Below are 20,368 nucleotides of genomic sequence, written 5' to 3' on the forward strand. Positions count from 1 at the left end.
CTGTTCCCGGTTAATCCATTTTCAAAACGGCGAGGAATGCCGACTGCGGCACCTCCACGTTGCCTATCTGACGCATGCGTTTCTTGCCTTTCTTCTGTTTTTCGAGCAGCTTGCGCTTGCGCGATATGTCGCCGCCGTAGCATTTGGCCGTCACGTCCTTGCGCACGGCCTTCACCGTTTCGCGGGCTATGATCTTGGCGCCGATCGCGGCCTGTATGGCGATGTCGAACTGCTGGCGCGGGATCAGCTCCTTGAGTTTCTCGCACATCTTGCGCCCGAAATCATAGGCATGGTCGGTATAGGTCAGCGACGAGAGCGCGTCGACCGGCTCGCCGTTGAGCAGGATGTCCAGCTTGACAAGCTTCGAAGGCTGGTAGCCCGTGCGGTGGTAGTCGAACGAGGCATAGCCTTTCGAAATGCTTTTGAGCTTGTCGTAGAAGTCGAAAACAATCTCCGAAAGGGGCATGTCGAAATTCACCTCTACGCGATCCTGCGTGATGAAGGTCTGGTTCTTCATCACGCCGCGCTTGTCGATGCAGAGCTTGATGACGTTGCCCAGGAATTCCGCCTTGGTGATGATCTGCGCCAGGATATAGGGCTCCTCGATTTTGGCGATCTTCGTCACCTCGGGCAGCCCCGAGGGGTTGTGCACCTCCACCACGTCGCCCTGCGTCGTGGTAATGCGGTACGAGACGTTGGGCACGGTGGTGATCACGTCCATGTCGAACTCGCGGTAGAGCCGCTCCTGGATGATCTCCATGTGCAGCAGCCCGAGGAACCCGCAGCGGAACCCGAAGCCGAGCGCCAGCGAGCTTTCGGGCTCGAACGTCAGCGAGGCGTCGTTGAGCTGCAGTTTTTCGAGCGAGGCGCGCAGGTCTTCGTACTGGTCGGCCTCCACGGGGTAGACGCCCGCGAAGACCATCGGCTTCACGTCCTCGAAGCCCGCGATGGCTTCCTTTGCCGGGGCGGTCACCGAGGTGATCGTGTCGCCCACCTTGACGTCCGACGAGGTCTTGATGCCCGAGCAGATATACCCCACGTCGCCCGCCCTGATCTCCGTGCGGGGCTGCATCTTGAGTTTCAGCACGCCCACCTCGTCGGCGTCGTACTGGCTGCCCGTATTGAAGAACTTCACGTGGTCGCCCTTGCGGAGCGTGCCGTTGAATACGCGGTAATAGGCGATGATGCCGCGGAAGGGGTTGAACACCGAGTCGAAGATCAGCGCCTGCAACGGGGCGTTCTCGTCGCCCTGCGGCGCCGGTATGCGCCCCACGATGGCCTCCAGCACCTCTTCCACGCCGAGCCCCGTCTTGCCCGAGGCCAGCAGGATATCCTCGTCCTTGCAGCCGATCAGGTCGATCACCTGGTCTTTCACCTCGTCGATCATGGCCGAATCCATGTCGATCTTGTTCAGCACGGGGATGATTTCCAGGTCGTGCCCCACGGCCAGGTAGAGGTTCGATATGGTCTGCGCCTGAATGCCCTGCGTGGCGTCGACGACCAACAACGCGCCTTCGCACGAGGCGATGGCGCGCGACACTTCGTACGAGAAGTCAACGTGTCCCGGGGTGTCGATCAGGTTGAGCGTATATTGCTGCCCGTCGCGGGCGGTGTATTCCATCTGTATCGCGTGGCTCTTGATCGTAATGCCCTTTTCGCGTTCGAGATCCATGTCGTCGAGCACCTGCGCCTGCATTTCGCGCTGGTTCAGGGTGTTGGTTTTTTCGAGCAGGCGGTCTGCCAGCGTGCTCTTGCCGTGGTCGATGTGGGCTATGATGCAGAAGTTGCGGATGTTTTTCATAAATCGCATAAAAATGTGTGCAAATATACGAAATATTTTGGATTTACGGAAGGTGCGGCCGCCCTCGGGCCGCAAATGCGCCGGAGCGGAATTTTTCCTATCTTTGCGGTCTCAAATACCGTTTCCGCACATGAATGCCGTTTTGAAATACGCTTCGCTCGTCAAGTTCGCCCATACGGTCTTCGCCATGCCCTTTGCCATGGTGGGCTTCGTCTACGGGCTCCGTTACGCCCCGCTGCATAACCCCCGCTGGCCGTACATCGTCCTCGTGCAGGTCATCCTGTGCATGGTCTTCGCCCGCAATGCCGCCATGGGTTTCAACCGCTGGGCAGACCGCCGCATCGACGCCGAGAACCCGCGTACGGCCGGGCGCGAAATACCCGCAGGCAAAATCCCGGCGCGGCATGCGCTGTGGTTCGTGGCCGTCAATGCCCTGCTCTTCATCCTCACCGCCGCGACGATCAACCGCCTGGCGGCCATCCTGTCGCCCGTGGCGTTGTCCGTCATCCTCGTTTACAGCTATTGCAAGCGCTTCACGCCGCTGGCGCACCTCGTGCTGGGACTTTCGCTCGGCATCGCCCCCGTCGGGGCTTTTATCGCCGCGGCCGGGCACGTCGTCTTCGACGGGCACGTCGTCGTCGAACCGTTCATCCTCGCCCTGCTGGTGACGACCTGGTGCGGGGGCTTCGACATCATCTACGCGTTGCAGGACGCCGAATTCGACCGTCGGCACGGCCTGCATTCCATCCCCGCGCGTTTTTCGGCGCGTTCGGCGCTGGGCGTCAGCTGCGGCCTGCATGCGGTGAGCATTGCCGCCCTCGGCTGGTTCATGGCCTACTGCCCCGGTTCGGTGTGGCTCTGGCTCGGGGCGGGTGTTTTCACGGGGCTGCTGGTGCTCGAACACCTGCTCGTCACGCCCGCGCGGCAGCGCAATATCGGCATCGCCTTCGGGACGCTCAACGGCCTGGCGAGTCTCTCGCTCGCTGCGGGCGTGATCGTGGATTTGCTCAAATAAACCAAATCGCTTATATTTGCAACTTCAACAGGTTAAAAGTTAGGTAAAATGCTAAGCAGACAAATTGCACAAAAGCTCCGGGGCTACGAAACCCCCTTCTATCTTTATGATACGGCGTTGCTGCGCCAGACCCTCGAAAGCGTCGTCTACGAGTCGAAAAAATACGGTTACAAGGTGCACTACGCCATCAAGGCCAACTACGACGACCACCTGTTGGCGATCATCCGCGAATACGGGCTGGGTATCGACTGTGCCAGCGGCAACGAGCTCCGCAAGGCCATCGAGGCGGGCTTCGACCCCAAGGGTATCGTCTATGCCGGTGTGGGCAAGCGCGACAAGGAGCTGCGCTACGCCATCGAGCAGGATATCCTGGCCATCAACTGCGAGTCGATCGAGGAGCTGGAGCTGGTCGATGCTCTGGCCGGGGAGGCCGGGCGCGTGGCCGACGTGGCGCTGCGCATCAACCCCGACATCGACCCCAAGACCAACCACTGCATCGATACGGGACAGGCCGACAGCAAGTTCGGCATTTCCTATGAAGAGGTACTCGAGCACGCCAAGGAGATCCGCGCGCTCAAGCATATCAATATAATCGGCCTGCATCTGCATATCGGGTCGCAGATCCGCGAGCTGCACGTCTTCGAGAACATGTGCAACAAAGTCAACGTCATCGTCGAGAACCTCGAAAAGTTGGGCTGTTCGTTCCGTTTCGTCGACGTGGGCGGCGGCCTGGGCGTCAACTACGACGTGCCCGAGAACGAACCGATCCCCAATTTCGCCTCGCTGTTCTCCATCGTGCACAACCACCTCTCGGTCGGCGACCGCGAAGTGCATTTCGAATTCGGCCGCTCGATCGTCGCCGAATGCGGCGAGCTGATTACGAAGGTGCTCTTCAACAAGACCACCGCCACGGGCCGCAAGCTGGTGATCGTCGACGCCTCGATGACCGAGTTGATCCGTCCGGCGCTCTACGGTTCGTACCACAACATCGAGAACATCACCTCCGAAGACGAGGCGCGCGACAAATATACCATCGTGGGCACGGCCTGCGAATCGACCGACGTGTTCGACGAGAACGTCACCCTGCGCAAGACCCGCCGCGGCGACCTGCTTACGATCAAGTCGGCCGGAGCCTACGGCATGTCGATGGCTTCGCGTTACAACCTCCACGACCTGCCCGGCGCCGTTTACAGCGACGAGATTCAATAATCGGTTTTTCCCGATACCGGAACCGTTGGAAGGACATTCCCCCGAATCGCCATTTGAAAACGGTGGTGGTTCAGGGGAATTCTCCGTTCGGACAACATCGCAGACGCCGTAATGCAAACCCTGCGGGTTGCCGCTCTTACCGCCCCCGAATTCCATGAACCTCATTCCCGCCGAACTTACATTATGTGGCTGACCCTCGCATTCACATCCGCCGCGCTGCTGGGTTTCTACGACGTGGCCAAGAAAAAGTCGCTCACCGGCAATGCCGTACTGCCCGTGCTGCTGCTCAACACCCTCTTTTCGTCGCTCGTCTTCCTTCCGGCGCTCCTCTCGGCCGAATGCGGACTCGGGTGGTTCGAAGGTACGGTGCTGGAGGCGTCGCCCGGTACGCTCCATGCCCATGGGCTGGTGGTGCTCAAATCCGTCATCGTCCTTACGTCCTGGATCTTCGGCTATTTCGGCATGAAGCACCTTCCCATCACCATCGTGGGGCCGATCAATGCCACGCGCCCCGTCATGGTGCTCGTCGGGGCCATGCTCGTTTTCGGCGAGCGGCTGAACGCCTGCCAGTGGGCCGGCGTCTTACTGGCACTCGTGTCGCTCTTCATGCTGAGCCGTTCGAGCCGCCGCGAAGGGGTCGATTTCGCGCACAACGTCTGGATACTCTGCATCGCCCTGGCCGCCGTCATGGGTGCCGTCAGCGGGCTGTACGACAAATATATCATGGCGCGCCTCGACCCGGTCTTCGTGCAAAGCTGGTACAACCTTTACCAATTCTTCATGATGGCCGTCCTGACTGCCGTGGTATGGTGGCCGAAGCGGCACGCCTCCGCGCCTTTCCACTGGAGCTGGGCCATCCCGCTGATCTCGGTATTCCTGTCGCTGGCCGACTTCGCCTACCTCATGGCCCTGCGCGATCCCGACGCCATGATTTCCGTCGTGTCGATGGTGCGCCGCGGCTCGGTCGTGGTTTCGTTCGCCTGCGGTGCCCTGCTCTTCCGCGAACGGAACCTGCGTGCCAAGGCCGTCGATCTCGTCCTCATCCTGGTCGGCATGGTCTTCCTGTGGCTCGGGTCGCGGTAGCCTGCGTTCCGGGTGCTGCTGTGTATTGCGTCGGCCCCTCCCCTTCGTAATACATCCCGACGCGTGCGGCACGGGGAATAAAAAAGGATGCCCGCCCGAAGGCCGGCATCCTTTTCGGTCGCGGATGGTTCCGCCCGTCAGATGATCTTGCTTAACTGGCTGACCGTCTTTGCGATCTCGTCGTCGCCCGGCACGTAGTCCCGCAGCGCCCCGGCCAGGTACTGCTCGTAGGCGTAGAGGTCGATCACGCCGTTGCCCGAGAGGTTGAACAGGATCGTCCGCGGCGTCCCCTCCTCCTTGGCCTGCAACGCCTCGCGGATTGCCGCCGCGATGGCGTGGGTCGACTCGGGTGCCGGAATGATCCCCTCGGTCTTGGCGAAGAGGATGCCGGCCGCGAGGGTCTCGGTCTGCGGCAGCGACCGGGCCTCGACCAGCCCGTCCTTCAACAGCTGGCTCACGATCGAACCCGCCCCGTGGTAGCGCAGGCCGCCCGCATGGATGTCCGACGGCTGGAAGTCGTGTCCCAGCGTATACATCGGCAGCAGCGGCGTGAACCCGGCCACATCCCCGAAATCGTACTGGAACGTGCCGCGCGTGAGTTTCGGGCAGCTCGACGGCTCGACGGCCACGATGCGGATATTCCTGCCTTCGACAAGGTTCCTGCGCAGGAACGGGAACCCGATGCCTGCGAAGTTGCTGCCGCCGCCGAAGCACCCGATCACCACATCCGGCTCGGCATCGGCCATCTCCATCTGCGTGACCGCCTCCTGCCCGATGACGGTCTGGTGCAGGATCACGTGGTTCAGCACGCTGCCCAGGCAGTAGCGGGTGTCCTCCGGGTGTTGCAGAGCCATCTCCACGGCCTCCGAGATCGCCAGCCCGAGGCTTCCCGAGCAGTTCGGGTCGCGTTCGAGCGCCGCGCGGCCCGAGGCGGTGATCGTGCTGGGCGACGCGATGCACTCGGCGCCCCACGTGTTCATCATCAGCCGCCGGTAGGGTTTCTGTTCGTAGCTGACCTTCACCATGAAAACCTGTACGTCGAGCCCGAAGTGCTTGGCTGCGAAGGCGATGGCCGCGCCCCACTGCCCGGCGCCCGTTTCGGTCGTCAGGTGGCGTATGCCCTGCTTGTAGTTGTAGTAGGCCTGCGGCACGGCGGTGTTGGGCTTGTGCGACCCGGCGGGCGATACGCTTTCGTTCTTGAAATAGATCTTTGCCGGGGTGCCGAGGGCTTTTTCCAGTCCCGTGGCGCGCACCAGCGGCGAAGGCCGCCATATCTTGTAGATCTCCTGCACCTCTTCGGGGATGTCGATGAAACGCTCCGTCGACATCTCCTGGTCGATCAGTTCTTCGGCGAAGATGGCGCTCATCTGCTCCTTCGTCACGGGCTGCTTGGTCGCGGGATGCAGCGGCGGCAGCGGTTTGTTGGGCATGTCGGCCACGATGTTGTACCATTGTGTGGGCATCTGACGCTCGGTCAGGCAGAATTTCTTTGTTTCCATGTTTTTTTTGTCTATTTCTGTGTTCGGTAAAATGTGATGCAAAAGAAAAAGCCCGTTGTTTACTCTCTCGTAAACAACGGGCTTGTGTGTTCGTTATGCTTTCAACTATACACGCACTGAGCCGCACTCATTGTCCACGAGAGTCAACGAGCGCCACCACCATGCCTGTATGTTAAAGTTCCGGATCATAAATTCCTGTTTCGTTTTGGCAAATATAACGGGTCGCAACCGTAAAACCAAATTTTTCGCCATAAATTTTCGACACCTAAATATATGAGTTATTCCGCATCCGGGCGTGTCCTGCGGGAAACCGGGGCGGGGCAGTCCTCCCTGTCGTCCCCTGCCCTGCCCCGCCGCTGCGGCTCCCGTGCCCTTGCCCGGCGACGCTCAGGGAAGCCCCGCGGCCGAGCGCCGGATGCAGTCCTCCGGGCCGTATGCCGCGAAGTGCATGGTGCCGGCCTCGGCGGCGGATAATTTTTTACCGGCTGTGGGTTTCATGCGTTTATCCGGTCGGAATTAACAATTTTTCACTATCTTTGTTCGATTTTAGCTAATTCTCAAATTCAACGATATGAATATTTCGTATAACTGGCTCAAACGCTACATCGACACCGATCTCGGGGCCGAAGAGGTCGCCCGGATACTGACCGACATCGGACTCGAGGTCGAGGGCTTCGAGAAGATCGAGACCGTCAAGGGCGGCCTTGCGGGCGTGGTGGTGGGCGAGGTGCTCTCCTGCGAGGATCATCCCGATTCCGACCACCTGCATGTCACCACGGTCGACGTCGGCACGGGCGAACCGCTGCAGATCGTCTGCGGCGCCCCCAACTGCCGCGCGGGGTTGAAAGTGCTTTGCGCGACGGTGGGCACGGTGCTCTACCCCGGCGGCGGCGACGAGGAATTCAAGATCAAGCGCAGCAAGATCCGCGGCGTGGAGTCGCTCGGCATGCTCTGTGCCGAGGACGAACTGGGCATCGGAGCCTCGCACGACGGGATCATGGAGCTTCCCGCCGATGCCGTGGCAGGTACGACGGCCAGGGACTACCTCCGCATCGAGGACGACTACCTGATCGAGGTGGGGCTCACGCCCAACCGTGTGGATGCCGCGTCGCACATCGGCGTGGCGCGCGACCTGGCGGCCTATCTGCGCAGCCGGGGGGAAGATGTTTCGGTGAAGATGCCCGACGTGTCGGCTTTCGCCCCGGACAACCACGACCTCGGCGTGAAAATCCGCGTCGAGAACCACGAGGCAGCGCCCCGCTATGCGGGCGTGACCGTAAAAAACTGCAAGATAGCCCCCTCGCCCGAGTGGATGCAGAACTGCCTGCGTGCCGCGGGCATCAACCCCAAGAACAACCTGGTGGACATCACCAATTTCGTGCTTTTCGAACTGGGACAACCTCTGCACGCGTTCGACGCGGCGAAGATCGAGGGCCGCGAGGTCGTCGTGCGCACCTGCGCCGAAGGTACGCCCTTCGTGACTTTGGACGGCGTGGAGCGCAAGCTCACGGCGGACGACCTGATGATCTGCTCGGCCGAGCGTCCGATGTGCATCGCCGGCGTCTTCGGCGGCCTGGATTCGGGCATCAGCGACACCACGACCGACGTGTTCATCGAGAGCGCCTATTTCAACCCCGTGTGGGTGCGCAAAACCGCCAAGCGCTTCGGCCTGAACACCGATTCGTCGTTCCGTTTCGAGCGCGGTGTCGATCCCAACCTGCAGGTCTATGCCGCCAAGCGTGCCGCTCTGCTGATGAAGGAACTGGCCGGGGGCGAGATTTCGAGCGACATCACCGACATCTACCCCGCGCCGATCGAAGATTTCCGCTTCGACGTCTCGTTCGCCCGCATCGACGCGCTGATCGGCAAGCATATCCCCGAAGAGACCGTCCGTGCGATCCTCGCGGCGCTCGAAGTGAAGGTGCTGGACGAGAAGGACGGCGTGCTGAGCGTGGCCGTGCCGCCCTACCGGGTCGACGTGCAGCGCGAGGCCGACCTGATCGAGGACATCCTGCGCATTTACGGCTACAACAACGTCGAAATACCCTCGCGCGTCCGTTCGACGCTTTCCTATGCGCCCAAACCCGACCGCAACCGCCTGATGAACCTCGCCGCCGACTACCTATCGGCCAACGGCTTTACGGAGATCATGTCCAACTCGCTGACCAGGGCGGCCTATTACGAAGGGCTGGAGAGCTATAAGCCCGAGCACTGCGTGCGCATCCTCAACCCGCTGAGCGCCGACCTCAGCGTCATGCGCCAGACGCTGCTGTTCAACATGCTGGAAGCCGTGCAGCTCAACGCCAACCGCCGCAACGGCGACCTGAAACTCTACGAGTTCGGCAACTGCTATTTCTACGACGAGGCCAAACGTTCGGACGAAAACCCCCTGGCGGCCTATTCCGAAGAGTACCGCCTGGCCATCGCCGTGACGGGCATCGCCGTGCCCGTTTCGTGGAACGCGCAGCCGCAGGCCGCATCGTTTTTCACGCTGCGCGCCGTGGCCGAAAAACTGCTGCGCCGCTTCGGCATCGACATCTATGCGCTCAAGACCGAAACGCTGCAAAGCGACCTCTTCGGCGAGGCGCTCACGATGGCGCTCAACGGCAGGGAGCTGTTGCAGATCGGTACGGTCAGCCGGAATATCCGCCGCAAACTCGACGTCAAACAGGATGTCTTCTATCTGGAGATGAACTTCGAGGCGCTTGTCAAATCGACCAAAAAGCACCGGATCGTGGCCGAGGAGCTGTCGAAGTTCCCCGAGGTGAAGCGCGACCTGGCGCTGCTCGTGGACAAGCAGGTGACCTTCTCGGCGCTGCGCGACGTGGCGTTCGCTACGGAGCGCAAGTTGCTCAAGAGCGTTTCGCTGTTCGACGTCTACGAGGGCGACAAGCTGCCCGAAGGCAAAAAATCCTATGCCCTGAGCTTTATCCTCGAAGACAAGACCCGCACGCTGGACGAAAAGGCCATCGAACGGGCCATGCAGAACCTCACGGCGCAGTTCGAGCGCCAGTGCGGCGCCCATGTCCGTGCATGACCCGTCGTGACGGATAAGAACCGAAGCCGCCTGCCAGTTTTCTGACGGGCGGCTTTTTCCCTGAAATGATTTTTCCTGAAACGATGCATCGGACTTCCCGCATATTGGCCCTGACTACCCTGCTTTTTGCCGCAGGCGCCGCCCTGTTCTTCACCAAGGCGGCGGCTCTTCCGTACAAGGTGGCCTATCCGGTGCTTTTGCTGGCCGTGGCGGTTTTCTGCCTCCGGCGGAAAGCGTTGCTTCCGGTCGGGGCTGCACTCCTCTTGTCTGCACTGGGCGATGCGGCGGGTGCGAAGGGACTGTTCATTCCGCAGATGCTGTTTTTCGCGCTGGCCCACGGCGCCTATATCCGCTATTTCCTCTGCGCCGGGGGACTTCCTGCCCGTCCTGCCGCATGGCTGCTTCCCGCGGCGTTGCTCGCGTTGCTCTTCGCCGGGGTCGTGCCCCGGGTCTTGGATCCGGCCGAACGGATCGGCGTCGCCGTTTACGGTGCGGTCATCGCCGGGATGCTTTACAGCGTGCTCCGCTATCGCGGGGCGTATGCCGCATGGTTCCGCTTCGCGGCCCTGCTGTTCGTTTTTTCCGACGGCGTGATCGCCTGGAGCCGTTTCATCGGGGCCGTTCCCGGGCGCACTTACGTCGTGATGGTTCCCTACTACCTGGCGCAGTGCCTGTTCTTCTGCTTTGCCGTAAAATCGCTTCCCGCCCTCCCGTCTGAGGGCCGATCCGTGTGAAGATTGCTTCCGCCCGTGCGTCCGTCCGCCGATGGCCCGAAGGCATCCTGCTTGCAGCCTTTTCATCCATGTGCCGCAGTCCTGCCGCACCGATGCGCCGTTGCTGGCCGGAGCAGGCCGCCGTTACAGCACCGGCTTGATCTGCGGCGGCTGGATCGTCACATAGGGCGTGCCGTTGTCGTCGCAGGTCGAGACGATCCGCACGGCTTTCACCGCGCGCCCCGGCTTCAGGGTGATGCTTCCCTTTTCGAGGTCGCCCGCCCGCTCATACGTCGCACCGTCGTACGACACCTCGGCATAACCTGTGGTTATGATGGTCTTCGGCAGCTGGCGGTTCCCGGTCTGGAGGTACATTTCGCGGCATTTCACCGGCTGCTCGAAGGTGTAGAGCACCCAGTCCTGCTGCCGGCAGGCGCGCGCCGTCCGCGAAAGCCCCTTGTAACCCGCGGCATTGGCAAGGGGGAACTGCCTGCTCTCGCCCATCGAGGTGGTGATGGCCACGGCGGGTGTGAGCGTGCGGTAGTAGGATTTGTCGGCAACATAGGGGCTGCGCCCCGTTTTGTAGCGGGTGAAGAAGCGGTACAGGTGCGGTTTTCCGGTCTTTAGGGGGCGGGAATAACGGTGTTCTTCGGGCGCGTCGCCTTCCGTGTAGTATATCTCCGACCCGTCGTCGGCCGTCACGGTGAATGCGCCATCCTTATAGCTCACCTTCGGCGGGAAGAGCCGGAAACGGATGCCCATGGCTGCCATGCGGTCGTAATGCTTCTCCACGAGCCCTTTGTAATAGGCGTCCCAGCCTTCGCCGTTGCCGCGCCAGGCGATGCGGGCGAGTGCGCAGATACGCGGGAAACACATGTAGTCGAGGTAGTCGGGCTTCTCGGGCTCGTGCGAGACGTAGGCTTCGCTGAAGAATGCCGCCTGCAACCCGACGACGTTGCGCATCTGCTCCGGGCTGAACCCCTTGTCCGTGAAGTCGAACCCGAAGACCTTTTTCGCGTCGAAGATCGCCGCCCAGTCGTGCCCGTCCTCGTGCGGGGTCTGGCGCATGTCGAAATAGAAATATTCGCCCGGCATCACTACGGTCTCGTATCCCTTGGCCGTGGCGTCGAGGCATGCCTTGACGCTCTGCCAGCCGTAGACGCGGCTGTCGTGCGCCAGGTCGCCCGTCGCCACCGCTTCGTTCCACACGGCGGGGCGTTTGCCGTTGGCGCCGAGGATCGCCGCCATGCGTTGCATGAAGAGGTCTTCCAGTTGGTGCGGGTCTGCCATGCCCCGCTGCCGCATCAGCGCCTGGCAGTCGGGGCAGCGCTTCCATTGGGTCATGTCGACCTCGTCGCCGCCCACGTGGATGTATTCCGAGGGGAACAGCGCGCAGAGTTCGCCCAGGATGTCCGCGAGCAGCGCGTAGTTCTCCTCGCGTGCCACGCACCATGCCGAACGGTAGTCGTAGCCGTTGGTCGACAGCGTGTCGGGCGGGTAATTGCAGCGGATTTCAGGGTGTACCGAGGCGATGTTGCGGCTGTGCCCGGGCAGGTCGATCTCGGGGATAATCTCGATGTTGCGCACGGCGGCATAGCGGATCAGCCCGCGCATTTCGTCCTGTGTGTAGAAGCCGCCGTATTTCTCGTCCCATTTCCCGTAGACGGGGCGTACGGGCGAGTCGCCGCCGCGGAAGCCGCCGATTTCGGTCAGCTCGGGGTGTGACCTGATCTCGATCCGCCACCCTTCGTCGTCCGACAGGTGGAGATGTAATTTGTTGATCCCGTGGTAGGAAAGCAGGTCTATGTAACGCTTTACTCCATCCACTCCGATCCAAGTGCGGGCCACGTCCAGCATCATGCCCCGGTACGCGAAGCGCGGGGCGTCGTCGATCCGCGTGCAGGCGACTTCGACGGGCAGCGGGCACGCCTTGGCGTAGACCTCGGGCGGCAACAGCCGCAGCAGCGCCTGGATGCCGTTGAAGACGCCGCCGTAGTCGCCTCCCGTGATCTCGATCCGCTGCGGTTTCACGGCCAGCGTGTAGGCCTCGCGGCCGAGCGTCGGGTCTGTCGTGAGCACGATCGCGTCGTCGGCCGACATACTGTCGCTGGCCTTTCCGACGTTGATGTATTCGCGCAGGTAGCCGGCCAGCGGCGCGAGCGGCGTCTCGTAGCTGAGCTGCGTGCCGGCCGAGATGCGGTATGTGCCGGGAAGGGTCGTCTGGCGCGCCGGAAGCGGCTGCGCATGGGCGTGGAGGAGGCTACAAAGGGCGCCCAGGATGGACGCGAGGTAGCGTAGTTTCATGAGGTTGCGGAATTTTGTTCGATGCAAAGTTACTATTTTCCGCCGAATGTGCTAACTTTGCAGGGGATAAATTGCGGCCGTGCAGGCTGCATGCTGCTGCGGCCGGGCGACCCGGCGCCTCGGGCAGTTTGCGCCCTGCATGACGGCGGAAAAAACAAACCGGATAATGGAAGATAAACGATTGGAGGCTACGGCCCGCCTGCTCGACGTGATGACCACGCTGCGCCGCGAGTGCCCGTGGGATCGCGAGCAGACGTTCGACTCGTTGCGGAGCAATACGATCGAGGAGACGTATGAACTGGCCGATGCCATCACCGACCACAATATGGAGGGGATCAAGGAGGAGCTGGGCGACCTGCTGCTGCATGTGGTGTTCTACTCCAAACTGGGTGAGGAAGCCGGGGCGTTCGACTATGCGGATGTGGCCAATGCCTTGTGCGACAAACTGGTATACCGCCATCCGCACGTTTACGGCGACATCCATGCCAATACGCCCGACCAGGTGAAGGAGAATTGGGAAGCGCTCAAGCTCCGCAAAAAGAACCGCAAGAGCGGTACGCTGGGCGGCGTTCCCCGCTCGCTGCCGGCGCTGGTCAAGGCATTCCGCGTAGGCGAGAAGGCCGCGGCGACGGGCTTCGACTGGCAGAAGCGCGAGGATGTGTGGGACAAGGTGAAGGAGGAGACCGCCGAAGTCGAGGCCGAGATGCGCTCGGGCGACAAGGCGAACCTCGAAGCCGAGTTCGGCGACTTGTTCTTTGCGCTGGTCAACGCTGCGCGGCTCTACGGCGTCGATCCCGAATCTGCGTTGGAGCGTACGAACAAGAAGTTCATCCGCCGCTTCAATTACATGGAGGAACAGGCTGCCGCACAAGGGAATTCGCTGCACGACCTTTCGCTCGGCGAGATGGAGGCCCTGTGGCAGGAAGCCAAAAAAGGCGAATAAAAGATTGCCTTCCGGCAGCGCTGTCCATGTCCGGGGCACCACCGTACGGTGGCGGGTCATGCAGGGAAATATACATGTGAAACAAAGAAATTTTATTACGGAATTATGGCATTGATTAAAGAAGTGCGGGGACACACCCCCGTGATCGGAGAAAATACGTTCCTGGCCGAGACGGCCGTCATTCTGGGCGACGTGACCATCGGCCGCGACTGCTCCATCTGGTACAACGCCGTGCTGCGCGGCGACGTGAACAAAATCGTCATCGGCGACCGTACGAACATCCAGGACGGCGTCGTGCTGCATACGATTTACGACAAGGCCAAACACCCGTCGCAGACCATCATCGGCAACGACGTGTCGGTGGGCCACAACGCCATCGTCCACGGCGCTGTCATCGGCGACAACTGCCTGATCGGTATGGGCGCTACCCTGCTGGACAATGCCGTCGTCCCCTCGGGCTGCATCATCGCGGCCAATGCGCTGGTGCTGTCGAACGCCAAGCTGGAACCCAATTCGGTCTATGCGGGTGTCCCGGCCAAGAAGGTCAAGGAGGTGACGCCCGAGCAGCGCGAGGAGATCATCCGCCGCACGGCGCACGATTACATGCTCTATGCCTCGTGGTTCAAGGAGGATGAATGACCCTGCCGGGGCGTAAGGAGATGCGATGAACCTGCAATCGAAATATTCCGACCTGATGCTCAACCTGCTGGTTGCGCTGGCCATCAGCCTGGTGGTCAACTTTTCCTATGTGCTGTTGCTGATCGTCGAGCAAAAGGGCGAAGGACAGCCGCGGCCGGCGCGGGCGAGCGTCGTCACACGCAGCGAGGAAGGGGTGCTGCACGTCAGCCCCGACGGCCACGGGTACATCGTCTACGGGAACCGCGACAGCATCTACGTGCCGATGCAGCGCATCCGCCGGATGGATCTTTCGGACGGCGACCGGCTGGTGGTCGACGTGGTCGCCCCGCGCCGTTACGGCGCCCATCCGGTGATGAACGAACTGCGTATGCGCAACGGCGAGGAGTTCGATTACAGCACGCTCTACAACCGGCCGTCGAGGACTTCGGAGCTGACGTTGCAGTTGATCTACTACCTGGTCGTATCGTTCATCATGCTCTCGATCCTGACCTCCGCACGCCGCAATTACAAGGCGGGGCGTTTCGCCCTCCACTGCATGGGGTGCCTCGTGGCGGCCGCGGCGCTTTATATCTTCGCCCCTGTCCGCGAATGGCATTCGGGGCAGATCGTCCTGAATTTCATGAGCGGGCATATCTTCGACTACATGCTGCTGCTCAAGTGTTCGTTCGCCGTGGCCGTGTCGATGCTCTACGGCTGGGTCTACGTGCTCAACTCGAAGCAGCAGGCGGTCGTCATGGAGAACGAACGGCTCAAGAACGAGAACCTCACGACCCGCTACAACATGCTCGTCGGGCAGATCAACCCCCATTTCTTCTTCAATTCGCTCAATTCGCTGGCGATGCTCGTGCGCGAGAAGCACGACGACAAGGCGCTGACCTACATCGACCAGCTGTCGTATACGTTCCGCTACATCATCCAGAACGGTCAGAGCACGCTGATGACGCTCGACGAGGAACTGAAATTCATCGAAGCGTACAGCTACCTCTTCGAAATACGCTATGCCGACAAACTGTTCTTCGACATCGACGTCGACGACAAGTACCGCTCCTGGACACTCCCGGCGCTGTCGTTGCAGCCGCTGATCGGCAACGCCGTCAAACACAATACCATAACCCGCAGCAAGCCGTTCCATATCTCGATCCGCACCGAGCAGGGGTGGCTGGTGGTCGCCAATCCCAAGGTGCCGAAGATCGAACCCGAACCGTCGACGGGCATCGGACTGGAAAACCTGCGCAACCGCTGGCACCTGATTACGGGCCGTGACATCGAGATCATCGACACCGACAAGGAGTTCGTCGTGCGCATGCCGCTGCAAAAACCCGTCATAGGATGAAGGCCCTGATCATCGAGGACGAAACCGCCGCCGCGCTGAACCTGGAGGCCATCCTGAAACAGGTGGCCCCCGGCGTGGAGGTCATCGGGACGCTCGAAAGCGTCGAGGAGAGCATCGGGTGGCTGCGTGCGAACCCCCAGCCCGACCTGTTGTTCATGGACATCCACCTGGCTGACGGCGATTCGTTCCGCATCTTCGACGCCGTGGAGATTACCGCTCCGGTGGTCTTCACGACGGCCTATGACCAGTATGCGCTCGAAGCCTTCAGGGTCAACAGCATCGACTACCTGCTCAAACCGATCAACAACGCCGACGTGCAGCGTGCGCTGGGCAAGCTGGAACGCCTGTCCAGGGGCGAACGCCGCGATTACGGCTTCCGGGTGCGGACGATGGCTGCGGCACGGCACGAGCAGGCTTTCCTGGTGCATGTCCGCGACCGGATCATCCCGCTCCGGCGCGAGCAGATCGCCTATTGCTATACCAGCAACGAGAAAGTCACCGCCTGTACCTACGAGGGCGTTTCCTACCCGCTCGACAAGACGCTCGAAACCCTGCAGGCCATCCTGCCCGAAGCGGATTTCTTCCGCGCCAACCGCCAGTTCATCGTGGCGCGCCGCGCCGTGAAGGAGATCGCCGTGTGGTTCGGCAGCCGTCTGGCACTCCACCTGACGGTCGAGACCCCCGAACGCATTGTCATTTCCAAGGCCCGCGTCCCCGAATTCAAGGCCTGGCTCACCTCCGTTCAACCCGCCGAATAGTCGGTTCACCCTGCCTTTCAGTCGTTTGGCCCCCGGGTCGGCACCGCCGTGCCGGTTTGGCTTTACCTTTGCATCAGTACTGCGAGCCGAAGGTGTTTCGGCGAACGGATAACAAAAATCTTAATGCTATGAAAAAGAGAATTTTTGCGGTTGCAATGACCCTTTGCCTGTGGGCGGGAACGAGCGCTTTTGCGCAGGATCGGCGTGCTCCGAGGACAAAGGAACGCCCCACGGCCGAGCAGATGGCCCAGCGCAAGACCGACCGCATGGTCGAAAAGCTGAACCTCAACGAGGATCAGTCTAAGCAGCTCTACGAACTCAACCTGCAGGAGGTAAAGGATATGCAGGCGCAGCACGAACGGATGCGCGCCGCCCGCAAGGCCCAGGCCGAGAAGATGCAAAAGATCCTTACGCCCGAGCAGTTCGAGCAGAGGAAGCAGATGCAGGGCCCGAAGCCCGGCATGGGGCCCGGCCCGCAGATGAAGGATGGAAAGGGATGCGCCTGCAAGGAAGGCAGGAAATGTGACAAGCCCCGTCCCGCAAAGGGCAGGAAGTGAGGTTAGGTCATTGAACGGCTTGTCACAGCCGGGGTGTCGGTTGGTCGACTGGCACCCCTTTTTTGTCGATTCACCCGCGGCAGAGGGGAAGTCTGCCATAAAAAAGTTATCTTCGCAAGCGCAAAAAATAAACGTATATATATAATCTGAAGATGAAACGACTGCTACTCTCAACCTTATTTACGCTTTTCGCCGTCGCCGCCTTTGCCCAGAAGGGGACGGTCACGGGTACGGTGGTCGACGCCGAGACCGGCGAAACGGTCGCGGGTGCCGTGCTGGAATTTTCCCCGGCAGGCGCCCCCGACAAGAAACAGTACTCCACTTCGGGCTTCAAGGGCGCCGTGTCGATCCCTTCGCTCGCATACGGCGAATATAAACTCGTAGTCTCTTTCCTGGGCTACAACAACGCGGAAACGACCTTCAAGGTCTCGGCCGCCAAACAGGACATCGGCAAGATCGAACTCCGTCCGGGCGTGCAGATCGAAACCGTCGTCAAGGAGGCCAAGGCGCTCCGCACCTCCCAGAAGGGCGATACGGTAAGCTATAACGCCGGGGCGTTCAAGGTCACCGACGATGCCGACGTCGAAGGCCTGCTCAAGAAGATGCCGGGCATCACCGTGAGCGACGGTACGGTCGAGGCACAGGGCGAGTCGGTCAAAAAGATTTTCGTCGACGGCAAGGAATTCTTCGGCGAGGACGTGACGACGGCCATCAAGTCGCTGCCGGCACAGGCTGTCGACCGCATCGAGGTCTACAACAAACTGAGCGACGCCGCCGAATTCTCGGGCATGGACGACGGCGAGGGCTATAAGGCGCTTAACATCGTCACCCATACCAACATGCGGCAGGGACAGTTCGGTAAGTTGTACGCCGGTTACGGTTACGATGCCGATACCAAGACCGAGGCCAAAAACAAATATGTCATAGGCGGTAATGCCAATATCTTCAGCGGCGACAGCCGCGTGTCGGTCATCGGCCTGTTCAATAATATCAACCAGCAGAATTTCTCGTTCGAGGACATCCTCGGCGTATCGGGTTCCGGCGGCGGCCGCCGCGGCGGTGTCGGACAGTACATGGTGCGCCCGCAGAGCGGCGTGGCGTCGGTGAACGCCATCGGCGTCAACTACTCCGACACATGGGGCAAACGCGACCAGGTGTCGTTCCAGGGCAGCTATTTCTTCAACAATACCGATACGAAGAACCAGTCCACGGTGGACAAGTGGTATGAATCCCCCATGCCGGTGGACACCCTCGCGACGCGCGGCTATTCGAATACGGAGGCCTACAACCACCGTTTCAACGCCCGCCTGGAGTGGAAGATCTCCGACAACCAGAACCTGATGGTGCGCCCCAGTTTCAGCTACCAGTCCAACGATCCCCTGAGCACGACGCAGGGCTGGCAGTTCGGTCAGAGCGGTTACAGCCGCACCGAGAATTTCAACGACGGCCTGCGCCACGGTTACAACCTGCGCACGAGCGCCGTCTACCGTGCCAAGCTCGGGAAGGACGGCCGTACGATCACCCTCGACGGCAATGTGAATTATTCGGACAATACCAACAACTCGAATTCCTTCTCGAACGTCCTGCCGATTTCGTCCGTCCGCCCCGACGGGGCCGACGGCCCGTGGGGCTGGGACACGACGGGCTATACCCGTCTGCGTTACCTGCGCAACCTTGCCCCCTCGAACAGCTACGGCCTGCGCGGGCAGTTCACCTATACGGAACCTGTGGCCAAATATGCCCAGGTGAGCGTGCAGTACCGTATCCGCTATGATTATCAGGAGCGCGACAAGAGGTCGTTCATAACCGGGCCGGACTATTCGGTCGCAGGGCTTCTCCCCGACGGGGCGCTTTCCAACTCTTACAAGAGCGGTTACCTGACGCAGAGCGCCGGCCCCGGCTTCCGTTATTCGAAGGAGCGCAACACGTTCGTGGCGAACGTCTATTACCAGCATGCCACGCTCGACGGGCAGATCGTACGCGATGCCGCCGACAAGATCAGGCATTCGTATAACGACGTGACCTATTTCATGATGGGGCAGCTGAACATCAACCGCGAGAATTCGCTGCGCCTGTTCGTCTCGTCCTATACCGACAACCCCTCGATCACCGACCTCCAGAACGTGGCCGACGTGTCGGACGCGCAGAACATCACCAAGGGTAACCCCAACCTGAACCCGTCGTACAGCCACCGGGTCAATTTCCACTATACGAACTCCAACGTGGAGAAGGGACGGACGTTCATGTGGATGTTCTCGATGCAGAATACGTCGGATTACAACGCCAACCACCTGGTGTCGAACCCCGGTACGATCACCCTCGGCGGCGAGCAGTACACCCCCAACTACTACTCCACCCCCGTCAACCTCGACGGTTACTGGAACCTGCGCACGCACCTGAGCTACGGGTTCCCCATCGGGTTCCTGAAGAGTAACTTCAACGTGATGGCGGGCGTCAATTTCACCAAGACCCCGAGCATGCTGGGCGGCACAGTCGACAGCGACGGGTTCATCACGGGCGGCGAGCGCAACGACACCAAGAATATCGGCTACGACTTCCGCACGGTGCTGGGCAGCAACATTTCGGAGAACGTGGACTTCACCCTTTCGTGGGCCGGTACCTATAACGAGGCGACCAACTCGCTGGGCGAATCGGGTTCCAAGAACCGTTATTTCAACCATACGGCGCAGGGCAACATGAAGTTCGTCTTCCCGCTGGGCTTTACCTTCACGGGCAGCGTGGCCTATACGCAGTACATCGGTTTTACGAACGATTACGACGATTCCTACCTGCTGTGCAACGCCTGGATCGGCAAAAAGGTCTTCAAGAACAAGCGCGGCGAGATCATGGTCGGCGTGAACGACATCTTCAACCAGAACAAGGCCTTCGCCCGTTCGACGGGCTCGGGGTGGACGCAGAATTCGACCAACAGCGTGATCGGCCGCTACTATATGGTGCAGTTCACCTACAACCTGCGCCGGTTCGGCAAGAAGGGGTCGAAAAACATCAAGGATTACGACGGCGTGGCACAACCTTCGGGATCGCGCCGCATGGGGCCCGGCGGCCCGGGCGGCCCTCCTCCGGGAATGTTCCACGGCCCTCGGTAAATCAGCTCGTCATGATGCTGTACCACAGAAAAAGCATGACGATAAATCCGATGAGAACGATCACTGCAGGCCAGCAGCTGCCGACCAGTTTGTACGATGCGAATAGGCTGACGATAAAACAGATGACGACAGCCACCATTGCATAATACAACATTTGGTATCCGCCGGCCATGCCTTGTGGGTCGTAACGAACGTTGTTGGACAGCCAGATTGCAAGATAGATCGCTAACGGATAGGCCGTAACGTTGAGCAGATAATAAAGCCACTTCGGAATCATTTTGCAAGATATTTGGGGTTTCAGTCCAAAGGTAATATAAATTCCGTCGTTCGCAAGCAATGGCGGGTATAAAAAAATATGAAAAACCGGGGT

At 60.7% G+C, this 20,368-nt stretch carries 15 protein-coding genes; 11 read left to right on the forward strand and 4 right to left on the reverse strand.

Translation table 11 applies throughout. From position 1 onward, the window contains the following. Positions 1-10: 10 nt before the first annotated feature. Complete coding sequence (lepA, locus tag DW189_RS02545; protein ID WP_022333634.1) at positions 11-1,801, reverse strand: translation elongation factor 4; 1,791 nt, start codon at positions 1,799-1,801, stop codon at positions 11-13. Positions 1,802-1,931: 130 nt separating this feature from the next. Between lepA and DW189_RS02550 the strand changes: the two genes are divergently transcribed. The 3 genes from DW189_RS02550 (at position 1,932) to DW189_RS02560 (ending at position 5,108) form a co-directional block, all read left to right on the forward strand. Then, entirely contained in the window at positions 1,932-2,816 is an 885-nt protein-coding gene (locus DW189_RS02550) for a UbiA-like polyprenyltransferase (RefSeq protein ID WP_117506760.1), read from the forward strand. A gap of 48 nt (positions 2,817-2,864) precedes the next feature. Further along, complete coding sequence (gene lysA / locus DW189_RS02555; protein WP_026318381.1) at positions 2,865-4,025, forward strand: diaminopimelate decarboxylase; 1,161 nt, start codon at positions 2,865-2,867, stop codon at positions 4,023-4,025. Between the two features lie 183 nt (positions 4,026-4,208). Then, on the forward strand, positions 4,209-5,108 hold the full coding sequence (locus DW189_RS02560; RefSeq protein WP_117506761.1) for a DMT family transporter: 900 nt from the start codon (positions 4,209-4,211) through the stop codon (positions 5,106-5,108). Positions 5,109-5,245: 137 nt separating this feature from the next. Here the strand turns inward: DW189_RS02560 and DW189_RS02565 are convergent, their stop codons facing one another. Beyond that, the gene (locus DW189_RS02565; protein WP_117506762.1) at positions 5,246-6,607 is read right to left on the reverse strand and encodes a TrpB-like pyridoxal phosphate-dependent enzyme; all 1,362 of its coding nucleotides are present in this window, start codon (positions 6,605-6,607) and stop codon (positions 5,246-5,248) included. 571 nt (positions 6,608-7,178) lie between these two features. On the opposite strand from DW189_RS02565, the gene pheT reads away from it, so the two are divergent. Further along, positions 7,179-9,644, forward strand: coding sequence for a phenylalanine--tRNA ligase subunit beta (pheT, locus tag DW189_RS02570; protein ID WP_117506763.1), 2,466 nt, complete (start codon positions 7,179-7,181; stop codon positions 9,642-9,644). An 83-nt stretch (positions 9,645-9,727) separates the two neighbouring features. Continuing rightward, a complete protein-coding gene (locus DW189_RS02575) occupies positions 9,728-10,378 on the forward strand; it encodes a lysoplasmalogenase family protein (protein WP_117506764.1) in 651 nt (216 codons plus the stop codon). Positions 10,379-10,501: 123 nt separating this feature from the next. On the opposite strand, the gene DW189_RS02580 is transcribed toward DW189_RS02575, so the two are convergent. Then, on the reverse strand, positions 10,502-12,661 hold the full coding sequence (locus tag DW189_RS02580; protein ID WP_117506765.1) for a beta-N-acetylhexosaminidase: 2,160 nt from the start codon (positions 12,659-12,661) through the stop codon (positions 10,502-10,504). 166 nt (positions 12,662-12,827) lie between these two features. On the opposite strand from DW189_RS02580, the gene mazG reads away from it, so the two are divergent. The 6 genes from mazG (at position 12,828) to DW189_RS02610 (ending at position 19,998) form a co-directional block, all read left to right on the forward strand. Next, positions 12,828-13,604: a nucleoside triphosphate pyrophosphohydrolase gene (gene mazG / locus DW189_RS02585; protein ID WP_022333625.1), complete on the forward strand. Its 777-nt coding sequence runs from the start codon at positions 12,828-12,830 to the stop codon at positions 13,602-13,604. 105 nt (positions 13,605-13,709) lie between these two features. Continuing rightward, entirely contained in the window at positions 13,710-14,243 is a 534-nt protein-coding gene (locus DW189_RS02590) for a gamma carbonic anhydrase family protein (protein ID WP_018695959.1), read from the forward strand. A 25-nt stretch (positions 14,244-14,268) separates the two neighbouring features. Next, positions 14,269-15,576 (forward strand): histidine kinase, encoded by a 1,308-nt coding sequence (locus tag DW189_RS02595; RefSeq protein WP_117506766.1) that lies wholly within the window; start codon positions 14,269-14,271, stop codon positions 15,574-15,576. Next, positions 15,573-16,334: a LytR/AlgR family response regulator transcription factor gene (locus DW189_RS02600; RefSeq protein WP_117506767.1), complete on the forward strand. Its 762-nt coding sequence runs from the start codon at positions 15,573-15,575 to the stop codon at positions 16,332-16,334. Before DW189_RS02595 ends, DW189_RS02600 begins: the two co-directional genes overlap by 4 nt. Positions 16,335-16,462: 128 nt before the next feature. Beyond that, positions 16,463-16,891, forward strand: coding sequence for a DUF4890 domain-containing protein (locus DW189_RS02605; protein ID WP_181969287.1), 429 nt, complete (start codon positions 16,463-16,465; stop codon positions 16,889-16,891). 152 nt (positions 16,892-17,043) lie between these two features. Further along, positions 17,044-19,998 (forward strand): outer membrane beta-barrel protein, encoded by a 2,955-nt coding sequence (locus DW189_RS02610; RefSeq protein WP_117506769.1) that lies wholly within the window; start codon positions 17,044-17,046, stop codon positions 19,996-19,998. A 1-nt stretch (position 19,999) separates the two neighbouring features. Here DW189_RS02610 and DW189_RS02615 read toward each other — a convergent pair whose 3' ends face one another. Beyond that, on the reverse strand, positions 20,000-20,275 hold the full coding sequence (locus DW189_RS02615; RefSeq protein ID WP_022333619.1) for a hypothetical protein: 276 nt from the start codon (positions 20,273-20,275) through the stop codon (positions 20,000-20,002). Between the last annotated feature and the right edge of the window lie 93 nt (positions 20,276-20,368).

Source organism: Alistipes sp. AM16-43, assembly GCF_003435745.1.
GTDB lineage: Bacteria > Bacteroidota > Bacteroidia > Bacteroidales > Rikenellaceae > Alistipes > Alistipes onderdonkii.